Annotated in this window: 20 protein-coding genes and 1 pseudogene; 2 read left to right on the top strand and 19 right to left on the bottom strand. The window is 28.7% G+C overall.

Features of this window, described 5'->3' with window-relative positions; translation table 11 throughout:
• Positions 1-9: 9 nt before the first annotated feature.
• From hypE to BS62_RS02455, 11 genes are all read right to left on the bottom strand, one after another.
• Positions 10-1,014 (bottom strand): hydrogenase expression/formation protein HypE, encoded by a 1,005-nt coding sequence (gene hypE / locus BS62_RS02505; protein WP_496489659.1) that lies wholly within the window; start codon positions 1,012-1,014, stop codon positions 10-12.
• A 4-nt stretch (positions 1,015-1,018) separates the two neighbouring features.
• Positions 1,019-2,098, bottom strand: a complete 1,080-nt coding sequence (hypD, locus tag BS62_RS02500; protein ID WP_496489658.1) for a hydrogenase formation protein HypD — start codon at positions 2,096-2,098, stop codon at positions 1,019-1,021.
• The gene (locus BS62_RS02495; protein WP_496489657.1) at positions 2,095-2,316 is read right to left on the bottom strand and encodes a HypC/HybG/HupF family hydrogenase formation chaperone; all 222 of its coding nucleotides are present in this window, start codon (positions 2,314-2,316) and stop codon (positions 2,095-2,097) included. Before BS62_RS02495 ends, hypD begins: the two co-directional genes overlap by 4 nt.
• Before the next feature lie 9 nt (positions 2,317-2,325).
• A complete protein-coding gene (gene hypF, locus BS62_RS02490; protein ID WP_496489656.1) occupies positions 2,326-4,572 on the bottom strand; it encodes a carbamoyltransferase HypF in 2,247 nt (748 codons plus the stop codon).
• Positions 4,559-5,242 (bottom strand): hydrogenase nickel incorporation protein HypB, encoded by a 684-nt coding sequence (gene hypB, locus BS62_RS02485; protein ID WP_496489655.1) that lies wholly within the window; start codon positions 5,240-5,242, stop codon positions 4,559-4,561. Before hypB ends, hypF begins: the two co-directional genes overlap by 14 nt.
• Entirely contained in the window at positions 5,223-5,585 is a 363-nt protein-coding gene (hypA, locus tag BS62_RS02480) for a hydrogenase maturation nickel metallochaperone HypA (protein ID WP_496489654.1), read from the bottom strand. The genes hypB and hypA overlap by 20 nt, the downstream gene beginning before the upstream one ends.
• Positions 5,585-5,929: a cytochrome b5 domain-containing protein gene (locus BS62_RS02475; RefSeq protein WP_496489653.1), complete on the bottom strand. Its 345-nt coding sequence runs from the start codon at positions 5,927-5,929 to the stop codon at positions 5,585-5,587. The genes hypA and BS62_RS02475 overlap by 1 nt, the downstream gene beginning before the upstream one ends.
• Positions 5,930-5,982: 53 nt before the next feature.
• Positions 5,983-6,432, bottom strand: a complete 450-nt coding sequence (locus BS62_RS02470; RefSeq protein ID WP_496489652.1) for a hydrogenase maturation protease — start codon at positions 6,430-6,432, stop codon at positions 5,983-5,985.
• Position 6,433: 1 nt separating this feature from the next.
• Positions 6,434-7,813 carry a nickel-dependent hydrogenase large subunit gene (locus BS62_RS02465; RefSeq protein WP_496489651.1) on the bottom strand — a complete coding sequence of 460 codons (1,380 nt, stop codon included), beginning with the start codon at positions 7,811-7,813 and terminating at the stop codon, positions 6,434-6,436.
• A 10-nt stretch (positions 7,814-7,823) separates the two neighbouring features.
• Positions 7,824-8,690 carry a hydrogenase small subunit gene (locus BS62_RS02460; RefSeq protein ID WP_496489650.1) on the bottom strand — a complete coding sequence of 289 codons (867 nt, stop codon included), beginning with the start codon at positions 8,688-8,690 and terminating at the stop codon, positions 7,824-7,826.
• Between the two features lie 144 nt (positions 8,691-8,834).
• On the bottom strand, positions 8,835-8,960 hold the full coding sequence (locus tag BS62_RS02455) for a hypothetical protein (RefSeq protein ID WP_496489649.1): 126 nt from the start codon (positions 8,958-8,960) through the stop codon (positions 8,835-8,837).
• A 212-nt stretch (positions 8,961-9,172) separates the two neighbouring features.
• Here BS62_RS02455 and BS62_RS02450 point away from each other — a divergent pair, with 212 nt between their 5' ends.
• Positions 9,173-9,499, top strand: coding sequence for a rhodanese-like domain-containing protein (locus BS62_RS02450; protein WP_496489648.1), 327 nt, complete (start codon positions 9,173-9,175; stop codon positions 9,497-9,499).
• A gap of 86 nt (positions 9,500-9,585) precedes the next feature.
• Here BS62_RS02450 and BS62_RS02445 read toward each other — a convergent pair.
• The 3 genes and pseudogenes from BS62_RS02445 to BS62_RS02435 form a co-directional block, all read right to left on the bottom strand.
• Positions 9,586-9,705, bottom strand: a pseudogene (locus tag BS62_RS02445) (ATP-binding protein); the annotation flags it as partial.
• A 515-nt stretch (positions 9,706-10,220) separates the two neighbouring features.
• The gene (locus BS62_RS02440; protein ID WP_496489647.1) at positions 10,221-10,547 is read right to left on the bottom strand and encodes a (2Fe-2S)-binding protein; all 327 of its coding nucleotides are present in this window, start codon (positions 10,545-10,547) and stop codon (positions 10,221-10,223) included.
• 149 nt (positions 10,548-10,696) lie between these two features.
• Positions 10,697-11,110, bottom strand: a complete 414-nt coding sequence (locus tag BS62_RS02435; protein ID WP_496489646.1) for a carboxymuconolactone decarboxylase family protein — start codon at positions 11,108-11,110, stop codon at positions 10,697-10,699.
• Positions 11,111-11,244: 134 nt separating this feature from the next.
• On the opposite strand from BS62_RS02435, the gene BS62_RS02430 reads away from it, so the two are divergent.
• Positions 11,245-11,694 (top strand): Lrp/AsnC family transcriptional regulator, encoded by a 450-nt coding sequence (locus BS62_RS02430; RefSeq protein ID WP_496489645.1) that lies wholly within the window; start codon positions 11,245-11,247, stop codon positions 11,692-11,694.
• 73 nt (positions 11,695-11,767) lie between these two features.
• On the opposite strand, the gene BS62_RS02425 is transcribed toward BS62_RS02430, so the two are convergent.
• The 5 genes from BS62_RS02425 to BS62_RS02405 form a co-directional block, all read right to left on the bottom strand.
• Positions 11,768-12,985: an MFS transporter gene (locus BS62_RS02425; protein WP_496489798.1), complete on the bottom strand. Its 1,218-nt coding sequence runs from the start codon at positions 12,983-12,985 to the stop codon at positions 11,768-11,770.
• A 115-nt stretch (positions 12,986-13,100) separates the two neighbouring features.
• Positions 13,101-13,244 carry a FeoB-associated Cys-rich membrane protein gene (locus BS62_RS02420; protein WP_496489644.1) on the bottom strand — a complete coding sequence of 48 codons (144 nt, stop codon included), beginning with the start codon at positions 13,242-13,244 and terminating at the stop codon, positions 13,101-13,103.
• On the bottom strand, positions 13,244-15,190 hold the full coding sequence (feoB, locus tag BS62_RS02415) for a ferrous iron transporter B (RefSeq protein ID WP_496489643.1): 1,947 nt from the start codon (positions 15,188-15,190) through the stop codon (positions 13,244-13,246). Before feoB ends, BS62_RS02420 begins: the two co-directional genes overlap by 1 nt.
• Positions 15,191-15,296: 106 nt before the next feature.
• Complete coding sequence (locus BS62_RS02410) at positions 15,297-15,512, bottom strand: FeoA family protein (RefSeq protein ID WP_496489642.1); 216 nt, start codon at positions 15,510-15,512, stop codon at positions 15,297-15,299.
• Positions 15,513-15,671: 159 nt separating this feature from the next.
• Positions 15,672-16,259 carry a SurA N-terminal domain-containing protein gene (locus BS62_RS02405; RefSeq protein WP_496489641.1) on the bottom strand — a complete coding sequence of 196 codons (588 nt, stop codon included), beginning with the start codon at positions 16,257-16,259 and terminating at the stop codon, positions 15,672-15,674.
• Positions 16,260-16,280: the final 21 nt, after the last annotated feature.

Here is a 16,280-nt window from a genome sequence, read left to right as displayed (position 1 = left end):
TTAATATATCTAACATATCCTAGGCAATAACTGCCCTTCTGGCATACTTATTATTCTAGTTCCACCTATATTAGTTTTTAAATAAACATTATTTTTATTATCATCAATAACTTCACCTATTAACTTAGCATCTAACCCTACAGGGTTATTCTTCATAACTTCTAATATTTTATCTACATCATTTTCATCGACTACAACTACTAATTTACCTTCATTGGCCATATATATTGGTTCCATTCCAAGAATTTCACAAATACTTAATACTTCTTCCTTAACTGGAATTTCTTCTTCATATATAATCATACTTTTGTTACTTTGACTACATAATTCATTTAAAGTTGTAGCAAGACCTCCTCTTGTAGGATCTCTTAAAACTCTAACATTTTTGCTAACTTTTAATATATCTTTTATTAAATTATTTAGTAAAGAACAATCACTTTTTATATCAAAATCAAATTCTAAATTATTTCTATTTTTCATTATAGTTACCCCATGATCTCCTATTGTTCCACTTATTATCACTTTGTCATTGGATTTTAAGTTTTCTCCACTTAAATATATATCATCTTCAATTACACCTATTCCAGTTGTATTTATATATATTTTATCAGAACTTCCCTTATCCACTACCTTTGTATCTCCAGCTACTATTTTTACACCAGCTTTTTTTGATGTATTTGCCATTGATATAACTATTTTTTCTAAAGTTTCAATACTTAGACCTTCTTCTATTATAAATCCAACTGTAATATATAAAGGCGTTGCACCACTCATAGCTAAGTCGTTTACAGTTCCACATATTGATAACTTTCCTATATCTCCTCCTGGAAAAAATATTGGATTTACTACAAATGAGTCTGTACTCACAGCTATTTTACCATTTATTTGTGGAATTACAGATGAATCATTTTGTTGCATTAATATAGGATTTTCAAAATACTTATAAAATAAATTTTTTATAAGTTCATTAGTACATTTTCCACCACTCCCATGGGAAAGTGTAATTATATCCATAATATCACCTACAATATTTATAATATGCCAAACAAGTACCTTCCTCTGATACCATACAAGGCCCTATTGGATTTTGAGGATTACATGTATTTTTAAATAGCTTACAGTCTATAGGTTTTTTTGCTCCCTTTAATATTTGACCACATATACATTCTTTGTTATTATTTATCTCATTTAGATTTATATTGAATTTATAATAAGCATCATAGTTTTTATATTTATCTTTTATTTTGAGTCCTGTATTTTCAATATTTCCAAGTCCACGCCATGTACTACTGCATTCTTCAAAAACTTCATTTATTAAACTCAAAGCTTTTTTATTTCCTTCGTATTTAACAAGTCTATTGTATGTGTTTTTTATTTCGTATTCATTGTTGTTTATCATTTCTATTAAAGTATATATACCTGCTAATATGTCGCTATTTTCAAACCCAGCTATAACCATGGGTAATTTATAATTATTTGCTAAAAACTCGTAGTGCCTAACACCTATTACAGCACTTACATTCCCCGGACATAAAAAGCCGTCTATATTTACATCATCATCAAGTACTAAGTTTTTCATAGCATTTGGCATAGTTTTTATACTATGTAATAAACTAAAGTTGCTTAAACCCTCATTTTTTGCATTGTATACACTAAGGGCTATAACTGGAGCTGTAGTTTCAAACCCAACTCCTAAAAATACAACTTCTTTATTTTTATTTTCCTTTGCTATATCTAACGACTGTAGTGGTGAGTAAACTACTCTTATGTCTCTGCCATTTGACTTTTGTATTTGTAAACTACTTTTACTTCCAGGTACTTTTATTAAGTCTCCAAATGTAGCTATTATGACATTTTCATTTTTTGATAATTCCATTGCACTGTCTATATAATTTTGTGGTGTTACACATACAGGACATCCTGGTCCACATATAAGGTTTATATTACTTGGAATTAAATCTCTTATTCCACTTTTAAATATATTCATTGTATGAGTTCCACAAACTTCCATTATGTTTATTTCTCTTTTGCAATCATTTATTTTTTGTAAAATACTTTTAGCTAATTTAGGATCTTTTAATTCTTTTATATAATTCATATGTCTTCACCACATAACAACTTTAATAACTCTAAAGTTTTTTTAGCTTCATAACAATCTATTTTTTCTATTGCGCATCCTGCATGAATTAAAACATAGTCCCCTATATTTAAATCTTCAACTAAACTTATATCTACTTTGCTTTTTACTCCACCGTAGTTTATAATTGCCTTATTCCCCATTATCTCAATAATTTCTACTGGAACTGCAACACACATAAAAACCTCCTATATATTGTTGTTTGCTATAACAATTTGGCCTAAACTTATACCACTGTCATTTGTAGGTATTTTTTTATGTATAAAAACATCAAATCCATTTTCTTTTAGCTTTTTATATATATTTTCTAGTAATATTTCATTTTGAAATACTCCTCCACTTAATACAACTTTGTTTATATTGTATTTTTCATGTAGTTTATTGCAAAGAAATAAAGACATATCTACTATTGTATTGTGAAATTTCATAGATATATTTTTTATATCTACATTGTTTTTTAAATCATTTATTATACCTCTTATAAGTTTATCAGTATTTATAATATACTTTTCATTTATATAATCTACTCCATAGTTGTACTTATCATTTTCATCTTTATTTGCTATAGTCTCTAATAGTATTGCAGCTTCTCCTTCAAAACTTATTTTATCTTTGTATATAATAATTGAACTTACAGCATCAAATAGCCTTCCAATACTAGATGTAAGTGGGGAGTTTATGTTGTTTTTTATCATTGAAATTATAGGTTTTATATTTTTATCATTTAAGTTTTCTGGAATATAGTTATATATATCTTCTTTGTATGTTTTATATAAATAGCTTATGGAAGTTTTCCAAGGTTCTTTAATTGCACTATCTCCCCCAGGTAAGTTTATATAATTTAAATGGCCCACTCTTCTAAAGTTTTTATAATCGCAAATTAAAAACTCGCCACCCCATATATTGCCATCAGTTCCATATCCATTTCCATCAAAGGCCAATCCTATAACATTGTCGTCTATCTCATTTTCAACCATACAACTTATGATATGGGCATGATGATGTTGAACAGGTATTTTTATATTGTACTTGTTTATAAATTCATTACTCCAATAATTAGGGTGCATATCATATGCTACAACTTCTGGATTTATATTGTATATTTCTTTGAAGTGATTTAAATTATATTCAAAGTTATAGTATGTTTCTGTGTTTTTTATATCTCCTATATACTGGCTTATAAATATATTCTTATTTTTAGATATTGAAAATGTATTTTTAAGATTTGAACCACATGATAGTATTTCAGATTTTAAGTCTATATTCATAGATATCGGTGAGTAACCTCTAGAATTTCTAATTATTCTTTCCTCACCTAATACTACTCTACTTACAGAGTCGTCTACAGGTATATTTATATCTCTATTGTGTATTAACAAGTAATCAACTATATTATTTAGCTTTTTTATAGCTTCTTCATTTTTATAAATAATAGGAAGCCCGCTGACATTTGCACTAGTCATTACAAGTACATCTAAATCTTCAAGTAATAAGTGATGAAGTGGAGTGTATGGAAGCATAACCCCTAACTTATTGTTATGAGGTGATATATTATAAGGTAATCCTTTATCTTTTTTATTTAATAATAATATTGGCTTTTTATTCCCAGTAAGTATCTCTTCTTCTTTTTCATTTACATAACAGTATTTTTTTACTGTTTTTACATCCTTCATCATAAGTGCAAGTGGTTTTGTAGGCCTGTTTTTTCTAATTCTAAGTTTATTTATCACGTCATAATCTTTTCCGTTACAACATAGGTGAAATCCTCCAATGCCCTTTACCCCAAGTATATTTCCTTTTTTTATAAAATCTATAGCTTCTTTTACAGGATCATTAGTACCTATTGTTTTTCCATTATTATCTATAAGATAAACACTAGGACCGCATTTACTACATCCATTAGGCTGTGCATGAAATCTTCTATTTAATGGATTTTTGTATTCTTTTTTACAATCATCACACATTTTAAATTCATTCATAGTAGTAAATGGTCTATCATATGGAAGTTTCTTTATAATTGAAAATCTTGGACCGCAATTTGTGCAGTTTGTAAAAGGGTATTTATATCTTTTGTTTGTATTTTCACTTATATCTTTTATACATTCATTACAAACTGCAATATCAGGAGATATAAGAGTTATTTCATCTTTACTTTCTTCACTTTCTTTTATTTTAAAGTTTTTGTAATTACAAATAGATCTTTCTTCTACAATAATTTCATTTACTTGAGAAAGTATAGGAGATTTATACTTAATATCATCTATAAAATTATTTGTATCAATTTCATATCCTTGAACATCTATAAAAACTCCTTTTGAGCTATTGTTTACATATCCATTTAAATTGTTATTAATGGCACTTTTATAAACAAATGGCCTAAACCCAACCCCTTGTACTATGCCTTTTACAACTATATACTTTCTAATTATTTTCAATGTCCTCACTCCAAGACTTTTTCTCAATTATTTTAGATTTTAGATAATTACAAAGATTATCTATTCCTATTGTATTTCTACATGATAACTCAAATACTAAAGCATCTTCATTTAAGCTTTTTATATCTTTATAAAATTCATTCATATCAAAATCAGTAAAGTCTATTAAATCTATTTTGTTAAGTATTATAACTTGAGATTTTTGAAACATAGAAGGATATTTAAGTGGCTTGTCATTTCCTTCAGTTACACTCATAACAGTAACTTTTATATCTTCACTTAAATCATAGGATGCAGGACAAACTAAGTTACCTACATTTTCTATTACTAAAAAATCTGTATTATCTGTATCTATATCATTAATAGCTTCTTCTATCATAGATGCATCTAAGTGGCATGCTCCCCCTGTATTTACTTGAATAACGTCTATTCCTTTGTCCTCTATCCTTTTTGCATCCTTTGTAGTATATAAATCTCCTTCAATAACAGACATACTTATATTATCTGTGAAGTTTTCTATAATTTTTTCTAATACTGATGTTTTTCCACTTCCTGGAGACCCTAGCAAATTTACTGTGAATACTTTTTTATTATTTAATAATTTTCTATTTTTATCTGCTATATAATTATTGTTTTTTAGTATATCTTTTTTAATATTTATTACCTTCATTTAACTCACCCTCTATAGAATTTACTAATAACTCATATCCAGTTATTATATTACTTGAAAAAGTATTACAATTAGGACATAGTTTATTTGTATAAGTTATATTAAATACTTCATTACAATTAAAACATTTGGCACTTGGTTTTATTTTATTTATTATAAGATTTGCATTTTCACATATAGTTCCTATTTTCATAGTTTCAAAGGAAAATCTAAAAGATGATTCTTCTATACAAGTAAATTCTCCAATATCTACAACTACTTTAGTTATAGTCTTTATATTGTTTTCACTGGCATTTTCATGTATTATGTCTAGCATATTGCTAACAACAGAGATCTCATGCATTATTTCAAAACTCCAACTTTAGGCAGATTTTGTAGTATTTCTATATTTCCATGGCATGATGTAAATTCATTAGTTAAATCTTTACCTGCATAAAGACCAAAATGAGTTGACCCGCCCCATGTAGCTTCCAAACTTACATCATAAACTATACCGTCTATAGCAACATAAGCAGGTTTTCCATTAGATCCATCGTAATTTGCTAGTTCTTCAATTGTAAACTCCCTTGTGTTTTCTTGTCTTAACTTTCTCATCTCTCTTTTTAACATTTCATTATAATAAAATTTTTGATAAGGACAAACTGAAAACAATTCCATTTGTTGTAAGTACAAAATTTTTTGATTCATAATTTTATCACCTCATTTAATAATATGTTTATAAAAGGAAAATACGCCAAAATCTAAACTAGATTTTGACGTACTGTATTTATTACATTTAAGCATATATTATCAAATATTGACTTTAACTCATTTGATATAGCTAAACTGTAACTAATATCATAAGCTTCTATTCCAATAATAAATCCATCTATATCTTTTTTATATTTATTAATTAATCTTACAAGATTTAAATCATGATGTGAATTACTTAAACTTAAATTTTTTATGCGTTCATCAAATGTATTAACTGTAATTTCCCCAGGCCTTAATCCTAAATATGTGCTATCTAATATTATTGCAAAGTCATCTTCATCTATTTTATTTAAACAATATATAAAATCAGTTTCGCCTATGATAACTTCAATATCCTTTGATAAATTCATCAACTCATCTTTAATATTTTTTAACACTTCTATACCTATTGCATCGTCTCCCATTAATGTGTTTCCTATGGCTATTATTTTTACCATATTAAACAACCCTTATTGATATACTAGAATGTTTATCGCTTATAATGTGAGTAGCACATGAAACACATGGATCAAATGATCTAACTATTCTTCCTATTTCCACAGGATTCTTTGTATCTTTTACAAAGGTTCCAATTAAACACTTTTCAACAACTCCCTTTACATTGTTGTTATCAGTTGGAGATATATTCCATCCAGATGGGGTTATTATTGTATAATTCTTTATTTTTTTATCTTCTATATTAATCCAATGACCTAAATCTCCCCTTGTAGTTCCAACAAGACCTACCCCATATGCCTTATCTGGAATTTCATATACACTTTGATTTGCAGGTTTAAGTATTATTTCACTTAAAAGCCCTTGTAGTATATTACATATTTTATTCGCCTCTAAAACTCTAGCAATAGTTCTATCCATAGTTGATATTCCCCTAGTATATTCATTACTTAAATACATTCTAGCTAAAGGCCCTACTTCCATTGCATATCCTTCATATCTTGGTGATTTAACCCAGCTATATGCATCTTTTTTGTATACATTTGGTTCCAAATTTCCTTCATACCATGAATAATGTACACTTTCAGTAATTTTATTTACATCAAACTCATGTCTATTTCCATTTATTAAAACTCCTGGCTTTACATAAGTTAAATCCTCATAAGGATAGTCATTAAAGGCACCATATGTCATTAAGTTGCCATATCCAATTCCATTTTCAAAATAGTCTTTATAACAATTAGATATTATATAAACATCGTCAATCATTATATTTTCTATAAAATCCTTAATACCTTTTAGTATTGAAGTTATTTCTATATATATTTTTGCATTCATATTTACTGTAACTCCTCCAACAAATACGCCGTGGTTGTGAGGAGCCTTTCCTCCAAGAATTGCAAGCATCTTGTGAGCTTCTCTACTGTGTTTTATAGATTCTAAATAGTGATTACTTAGTTTTTCATTTAATTCCTTTGGAAGTCTATAATCTCCATAGGAATCCTTATGTATAGGATTTATGTCTGGTAAATCTACAAAATCAGGGAATGTATATTGATAAAAATGCCTTAAGTGATTTTGTAAAAACTCACATCCATGAATAAAGTTTCTAATTAATATATCGTTATTATCAGGTATTACCCCTAGTGCATTTTCTAGTGCTATTGCTGATGACATGGAGTGAGCAGTTGAACAAATACCACATATTCTTTGAGTAAAATATATAGAATCTAGCGGATTTCTTCCTTCTAGCATTTTTTCAAATCCTCTAAACATCATACCACTACTTCTTGCATCTTTTATTATATTGTTTTCTATATCAACCTCTATTTCCAAAAAACCACTTATTCTAGTAAGTGGATTTATAACTACCTTCTCTCCCATAATGTCCCCCTTAATATCTTACAAATGGTTGCATAGAATCTGGAAATCCATTTCTAGCACATCCAATACATGGAGTGTTATCTCCTACTGGCCAGTTCTCACTATTATTCCATCTTGTCATTGGACAAGGTGCTTTAGTAATAGGACCTCTACATCCTAATTTAAACATACATTCCTTGTCTCCTAATTTTTGTGCAAATATTCCTTTATCAAAATAAGATCTTCTTTCACATCTATCGTGAATAGTTACTCCATAAAAAAGTACTGGTCTGTTTTCCTCATCAAGCTCTGGCTTCCCAAATGATATAATATGTGCCAGTGTTCCTATAATCCACTTTGGATGACTTGGACATCCAGGTACTCTTATAACTTCTCTATCTAAAAAGTCGTATACACTTTTACTCAAAGATGGATTTGGATTTGCTGCTGATGGACCTCTATATGATGCACATGAACCTACAGCCAAAACATACTTTGCTCTTTGACCTGCCATAGCCACTGCTTCCATTCCAGTTATTAATCTCCCATTGTATCTAGCTATACAGTTGTAAAGTCCATTGTCCTTTGTAGCAACTGCACCTTCTACTATAAGTATAAAATCGGTTTCTAATGTTTGAAGAAACTTTTCAAATGCTTCTTGGCCTTCCTCTGCCATAAGACTGTTATTGTATCTTAAATTTACCATTTGAGTAAGTAAATATATTACATCTGGGTCTTGTGCATTAAGTAAAGATATTATGTTTCCAGAACAACCTGCTGCTTCAAGCCATATAATATTAATTTTGTCTTTTTTATTTTCATTTATTTTTTCTATAGCCAGCCTTACAAGATTGTCTGGAATAACTTTTTTATTTTTAAATACAGGACATTTTCTCAATTTTTACCTCCTTAAACAAAAAAATTCTATTATATACTATTTATCTTTTTATAGTTTTGTTACAATAGTAGCATCATTGGAATTGTAAAATTTTTGAAAAATATTTCTAGATAAACAAAAAAGCAGAGAAAAAACTCTGCTTTTTTACATTGCATTATTATATATTGTTTCTTTTTCGCTGTCTGATAACAGCCGTTCAGTAGCATAAGCTATAAATGCAATACCGAATATATTTATAATAAATCTTAGTCCAGTAAATTTCCATCCCATTGCAGAACCTTCGAAAAGAAGTAGTGGAATTTTTGTTGTAGACCAAGCACCAATAAATATTAGGGGTTTACTATTAATATATTATGTGATATCATATTATCGTAATATTATAATATACTAATTCATGTCAAGAGGTGATATTTTTGCAAAATACAATATGGTGGCTATTAGTTGCTTTCATTGTCTTCACAATGCTTAGAAAGAGGTTCTTTATGTTTAATAATAAGAATGTAAAAAATATAAATGCTGATGAAGCTCACAAGTTAATAAATGAAAATAAAGGTATGGTTATCCTTGATGTTAGAACAAAAGGTGAATTTGATTCAGGTCATATACCTAAAGCTAAGAACATTCCTGTAGAGTCTGTATCTTCTAGAGTCAAAGAATTAGATAAGTATAAGGATTCTCCTATTCTTGTACACTGTGCATCAGGGGGAAGAAGTCCTTCAGCAGTAAAGGTTTTAGTAAATAATAATTTTACTCAAGTTTATCATCTTAGTAGCGGTCTTATGTCGTGGAAACATCAATTAAAGAAATAAAGCTAATAAATCTAATTATTTAAATTTCATTATACTAAGTTAGTTAAGGTATATGTATAAATATACCTTAACTAACTTTTAATATTTTATCCTTTGAATAATATAGTTACTTTTGTTCCAACTCCTAATTTACTTTTTACCTCAATATTATCCTCATGGCCTTCTATAATTTGCTTTGATATTGCCATTCCAAGGCCTGACCCCTTTCCTGTATTGGTACCTCTATATTTTCATCCTTTTTATTTAATGAAACATTAGAATGACTTAAATTATAAGTTAATTTTAAATCATTTATTAAACTTTCAATATAATTTAGCAAGAGGATTCTCCATCTGTAATAAAAAATCCACGTTTATACCAACTATCTGAATAATCAATAACGACATTACGTAGATATTCTTCAATATTTGAATTATATACGATTTTAATCCCACTTGATTCTTCTAAAATATCGTCTTGATTCTTTAACTCATCCAGAGTTAATTCAAATTTTGGTCCACCTCATCCACCAAATCCGCCAAATATAATTCTAAGCACAGTATTTTCAGGATTTTTCTGATTTAAAATAACCTCATTAAATTTTTCTACTGCTAACTTTGTTGCCTTTATCATGCTATTGCCCCCTCCACTTTCTTATGTCTTCATATATTATATGACTACAATATAAAAAGCTTACAGTGTTTAACATACTGTAAGCTTTTAATTAACATTTATATTTATCTTATCTTCCTAGATCGATTATATTTTGTATAAGACCTTTACATCTTCCACAACCTTCTCCTGTACCTGCTTTTGTTACTTCTCCAACTTTTTCTACAGTATTAGCACCGTTTTTTACAGCTTCTACTACTGCTTTTAGTGAAACATTCATACAACCACATACAGATGAAAGTATACCTTCTAACTCACTTTTACATCCTTCACAGTCAGTACAAACTCCTGTCATTTCTACTAATTCTTCTATTGTTCTTGCACCTTCAATCATTGCCTTTCTAATAGTAATGTAATCAACATTATTTTCAGTACAAATCACTCTGTTTCCTGCCATTTTAAATACTTCCTTCCATTTTGATATTGTTTTTATGTAATAATAAATTGTACAAATATACTGTTGCTTATTCAATTATATCATTTTTAATTAATCTTTGGTATTTAAATATAAAAAAAGCTAGGGAAACCTAGCTTAAATAAATATTACTATAATGGACAACTTGGTTGTAAATCTAGTGTAGCTCCAAATTTTTGTGATGCACTTATAAAAGATATAAATGCACAAAGTTCAGATATTTCATCGTCTTTAAATAATGATTTTAGTTTTTCAAATTCTTTAGTATCTACGCTATTCTTGCAAAACATATCTGCAAATTTAACAGCAGCTAAAGTTTTTGGATCAGATATATTTTCTGAAGGTTTCCCCTTTGCCATACAATACTGGCACCCATTGTTAAATGCAAGAGTTCTCCTTACTTCTTCTTTTAGCTCATCACTAAAAGTATTTGATTTAAAAAATTCTATCTCTAAATTACTCCAACTCTCAAGTACATTACTGTTATGACCTAACAATTGCTCAAATGGTGTATTCCCTTTTTTTGACAAGGCTATTCTAGCCATATTATCCACCTCTATTGTTATTAATTTATTTATTAATATTATATTATATATTTTGTCTCAATCACATTTCGTTTGACATATAATAATATAATAAATATTTCAAATGAAATAAAATATTAAGGAGTTGATTGCATATGAAACTTGATGAAATCGATGTTATGATTTTATCCGAATTACAAAAAAACAGTCGATTATCTATAAGAGAATTATCAAAACACATTAATCTTTCCCCTCCTTCTGTTTCGGAAAGAGTAAAAAGACTTGAAGACATTGGAATCATTGAAAAGTATACAATAAAAATAAATAAGAAAAAATTAGGGTTTCCTATTGATTGCATAATAAAAATTACAATGAGAAATGGAGAATATGAAAAATTTAAGGTCTTTATTAAAGATTATCCAAAAAGCGAATGGTGTTATAGAATTGCTGGAGATGGGTGCTTTCTAGTTAAATTATGTGTTTCAGACTTAAGCGAGGTTGAAGAATTTATAAGTGAAATATCTTCATATGCACTTACTTCAACTATTGTTGCATTTTCACCAGTAGAAATAGATGATGATATTAGTAAATTATTAATATTATAAATTAAAGGTCCAGTAAATGTAATTTGAAATTATATTTACTGGACCTTTAGTAACTAATTGTCTATTATTTAGTTTATTTGTGATCAAGTTCTCTAATAGACGGGATGAGTGGAAAAATAATAGCAATGATTATAATTAAAATACCTGATATAACAAACAAATAATTTACACCTATTTTGTCTGCTAAAAACCCAGAAGGTATTAAGCCTATAGGAATTACCATTGACATTATACCTCCTGTAAGAGAAAAAACCCTTCCTAAATATTCTACTTTGATTTTTTCTTGAATAAGGGCTGTTTGGGCACCACTGTAAAAAGGAACAGAAAGTCCCATAACACCACAACTTATAGCGAATACAATAAAACCTTTTGAAGGTAATAATCCCGAAATTGTTAAGCTTAATCCCACTATCAGAATTGATGTACACATTAAAAAAACCTTTTTCTTATGTCCGCCTATTAGCCCTAATAAGATGCCCCCCACAAGCATACCAGTGGAGAAAGACATTTGCGCAATTGAAACATGTACAGACGTTCCATTAAAATAACTCGTACTTATAAGTGGAAAGAGAACATTCATTGGCATATATATAAGCATATATATGGTTCCTACTAAAAGTACAGTGAACACACCTTTGTTTTCTTTCAAAGCAAAAAATCCATCTTTCATTTCTTTCATAAAATTCTTTTTTAATTGTTTTTGCTCTATTTTTAATTTTGGAATATATATAAAGGCTACTGTTGTACAAGCAATTATAGCACCTAATACATCAATTAATATAATAAAATTTAAATCCCAAATTGAATATAAAAAAGCTGCAATAGCAGGACTTACAATATAACTAATTGACTGCATTGACTGGGTGTAACCAGCGCATTTTGTTAAATATTCTTCTGGCACCAAAAGAGGTGTTGTTGCACTTAATGCTGGAGAATGAAACGCTGTTCCTATACTTCGGATAAACAATACAACCATAACCATCCAGATTGGAAGTTCTGTATAAAAGGCAATAATAAATAATGCTAAACCTGCTATAGCATTAATTAAATCAGCGATAATCATAATCTTCTTTCTGTCATGGCGATCAACTAACACACCAATCCAAGGCCCAAAGACTGCAAATGGTAGAAGTCCAACTAATGAAGCAATTGACAATATCATTGCTGATTGAGTTTTTTCTGTAAGATAATAAATAATTGCCATTTGTAATATTGCACTAGTAATAAGTGAAACCGCTTGCCCAGTCCATATTGCAAAAAAATTCTTTTTCCATTTAGGAGTTTGTTCTATCATATACATTTTCTCCTTGCATTTTATCTATATTTAAATTATATATCTTTACATAATAAAAATGCAGACTAAATTCCCAACTAGGACTATAGTCTGCATATACATATACAAGTATTTAAATTTTACCACATTTACTTTTACTAGAACAACTACTACCACAACCACTGCAAGTTTGGTTTTTAACGTCTTTACGTACTTTTTTTAATGCAGATAATATTATTGCTGCAAAAATTAATCCTACTATTATATTTGCTAACATTATACTTCAACTCCTAATACTTCAAGTTTAGTATCCGCTTTTTTTATAGTGAAAACAATATAAACTACAGTTATAGCAAGTATTATTATTGCAGGAACAAATCCTACTGCTGGTGTTTTATATACTATTAATGAACCAATTTGAGTTATTAACATAGCTACTATATACCCACAACCAAATTGGAAACCAAGAGCTCTAAATAACCACTTCTTAGATCCCATCTCTGAGTTCATAGCTCCAATTGCTGCAAAGCATGGTGGTGTAAATAAATTAAATGCAAGGTAAGCAAATGCAGTTACTGGAGTAAAGAATTCTGTTAAAGTTCCTCCAGGTAAGTGTAGAGCTTCTTCTGAAGCTACAGCTAAAAGTACTGCAAATGTAGCAACAACATTTTCTTTAGCTATAAATCCTGTTATTGCTGCAGCTGCTAGCTGCCATCCAACAAATCCAAGTGGAATTAATATTGGAGCTATAACTGATCCAACTGAAGCAAGTATACTTAAGCTTTGATCTTCTACTGGAGAAAGTGTCCAGCTATATGCTTGTGCAAACCATATTACAGTATTACATACTAATATTATTGTTGTTGCTTTACGTATAAATCCTTTTGCTTTATCAATCATTTGAGAAAATGCATATGATAAACTTGGTATTTTATATTCAGGAAGTTCCATTATAAATTGAGATGTACTCTCCCATACAAATAACTTTTTAAGTAAAAGTCCTCCAATTATAATCATTGCTATTGCAAGCATATATACACTAGGTCCAACCCATACATTATCTGGGAAAAATACCGCTGTAAATAAAGCTATAATTGGAAGTTTAGCACCACAAGGTACAAATGGAGTAAGAATTGTAGTCATTCTCTTCTCATTTATATCTTCTATTGTTCTTGTTGACATAACCCCAGGGATTGCACATCCAGAACCTACTATCATTGGTATTATAGATTTACCAGAAAGACCAATCTTCTTGAAAAATCTATCCATTAATACTGCAACTCTTGCCATATATCCACCATCTTCAAGTAGTGATAAACAGAAGAATAATACCATAACTAAAGGTAAGAAACCTATAACTGCTCCAACTCCACCTATTGCACCGTCTACAATAACAGCTTGTAATAATGGGTTAATTCCTAATCCTTCAAGGAAGCTATTTGCTGCATTAGGAACTATTTCTCCAAATACTACATCATTAAAATATGCTGATAAATATCCTCCTAGACCATTAATAGAAAATGAGAATACTGCCCACATTATTAGGAAAAATATTGGTAGTCCAAGCCATTTATGAGCTACAATCATATCTACTTTATCAGATAAGTTAACTTTGCTTGCATCTCTTTTCTTAACTTGACACTTCTTTATAATTTCGTCTACGAATTTTTGTCTTGCTATATCTGAATCATTCCCTCTAAAAATAGGAGACATTTGAGTTTTCTTTTCATTTCCTAATTTTATAGCTTCATTAACTAAATTTAATAAACCATCTTCTGATGTAGCAGTGGTAGATATAACCTTACAGTTTAGCTCTTTGCCTAAGGCAACTCCATCTACCTTATCTCCTCTTTTTGATATAATATCATTTTTATTAAGAGCAATAACTACCGGAATCCCTAACTCTAAAAGTTGAGTTGTAAAGAATAAACTTCTGCTAATATTAGCTCCGTCAACAATATTTATTATTACATCTGGTTTTTCATCTAAAATAAAATCTCTAGTTATTTTTTCTTCACCAGTAAATGGTGAAATAGAGTATGCACCTGGAAGGTCGACTATTGTAACATTATGCCCCTTAGGATTATACTTTTTCTTAAGATCTGATTCTTTCTTTTCTATAGTAACTCCCGCCCAGTTACCAACGTTTTCAGTTTTACCTGTAATTGCATTGTACAGAGTGGTTTTCCCGCAGTTAGGATTACCAGCTAAAGCTATCTTCATAATACTTCCTCCTAAATTAATTTATAAATTCAATATGTAGTAATAATCATTCTCAATGAAACTTTAAATAAAAATATGCTAAATTCATAGCATATTAATAATATACTTATTGCTCTATTACAATAGATTTTGCCATACCTTCATCTATAGCATATCTACTATCTTTAATGTTAATTACAAAGTTACCTGCAAGTTTTGATATTAATGTAACTTCTTCGCCTTCAAAACATCCTAATGTAAAAAGGAAATTTTTAGTTTTTTCTTTACCTTCAACGCTTTTAATTTTAACTGTTTGACCTATCTTAGCTTTTGATAATAACATAATATCTCACCTTACTTTATATATATTTTTTTATTTTATAATTATTCTCTACTGATAAAGATTATCATGTTCAGTAAGATTTGTCAATTATTTATTACCAATTTATCCACTAAATAGTATGATTAACAAAAAACAGGCTAACCAAATGGCTAGCCTATTTTATAACGATGTTTTTATTTCATATTCAGTAATTTTATTTTCAATCCACGTATTGTATTCAGTTGGTAACTTTTCCTCAAAAATAAGATCTTTAATTTTTTCTTTAGTTTCTTCATATTTAGCATCATTAAAGCTTTCCTTATTTTCTTCAAAATAAGTTTTCATATCATCTTCTGTTATTTTTATATTAGTTCCAAGTAGTTTTCTAACAATTAAATCTTGCTTAATATTCTTTTTTATATCATCCATTGTGTACCCGTAATACTCTAGTGTTTGGTTAAATGTTTCTTCTCCTCCATTTTCATCAATAGTCTCATTTAATTTTTTCTCTATCTCTTCATCAGTAATATTAATTTTTTCTTTCTTAGCTTCTAAATCAATAACTTTCTCAGCAACTAATGAATTCAGTGCTGTTTGTCCATTTTCCTTAACTAAATATGCATATAACTCATCCTTAGTAATAACCTCATCTCCTACACGACCTACAGTATTTTCTTTTGATTTTGCATATGCACCTAAAGTTATAGTCAATACAACTGCCAAAATAGCTACTATAATATATACTTTTTTGTTTATTATTTTCATCATAATTTTCCCTTTCTTATAATA

It is taken from the genome of Sporacetigenium mesophilum DSM 16796, from assembly GCF_059569055.1.
Note: the sequence above shows the minus strand (reverse complement) of the source record. Positions and strands in the feature narration are given on the sequence as shown.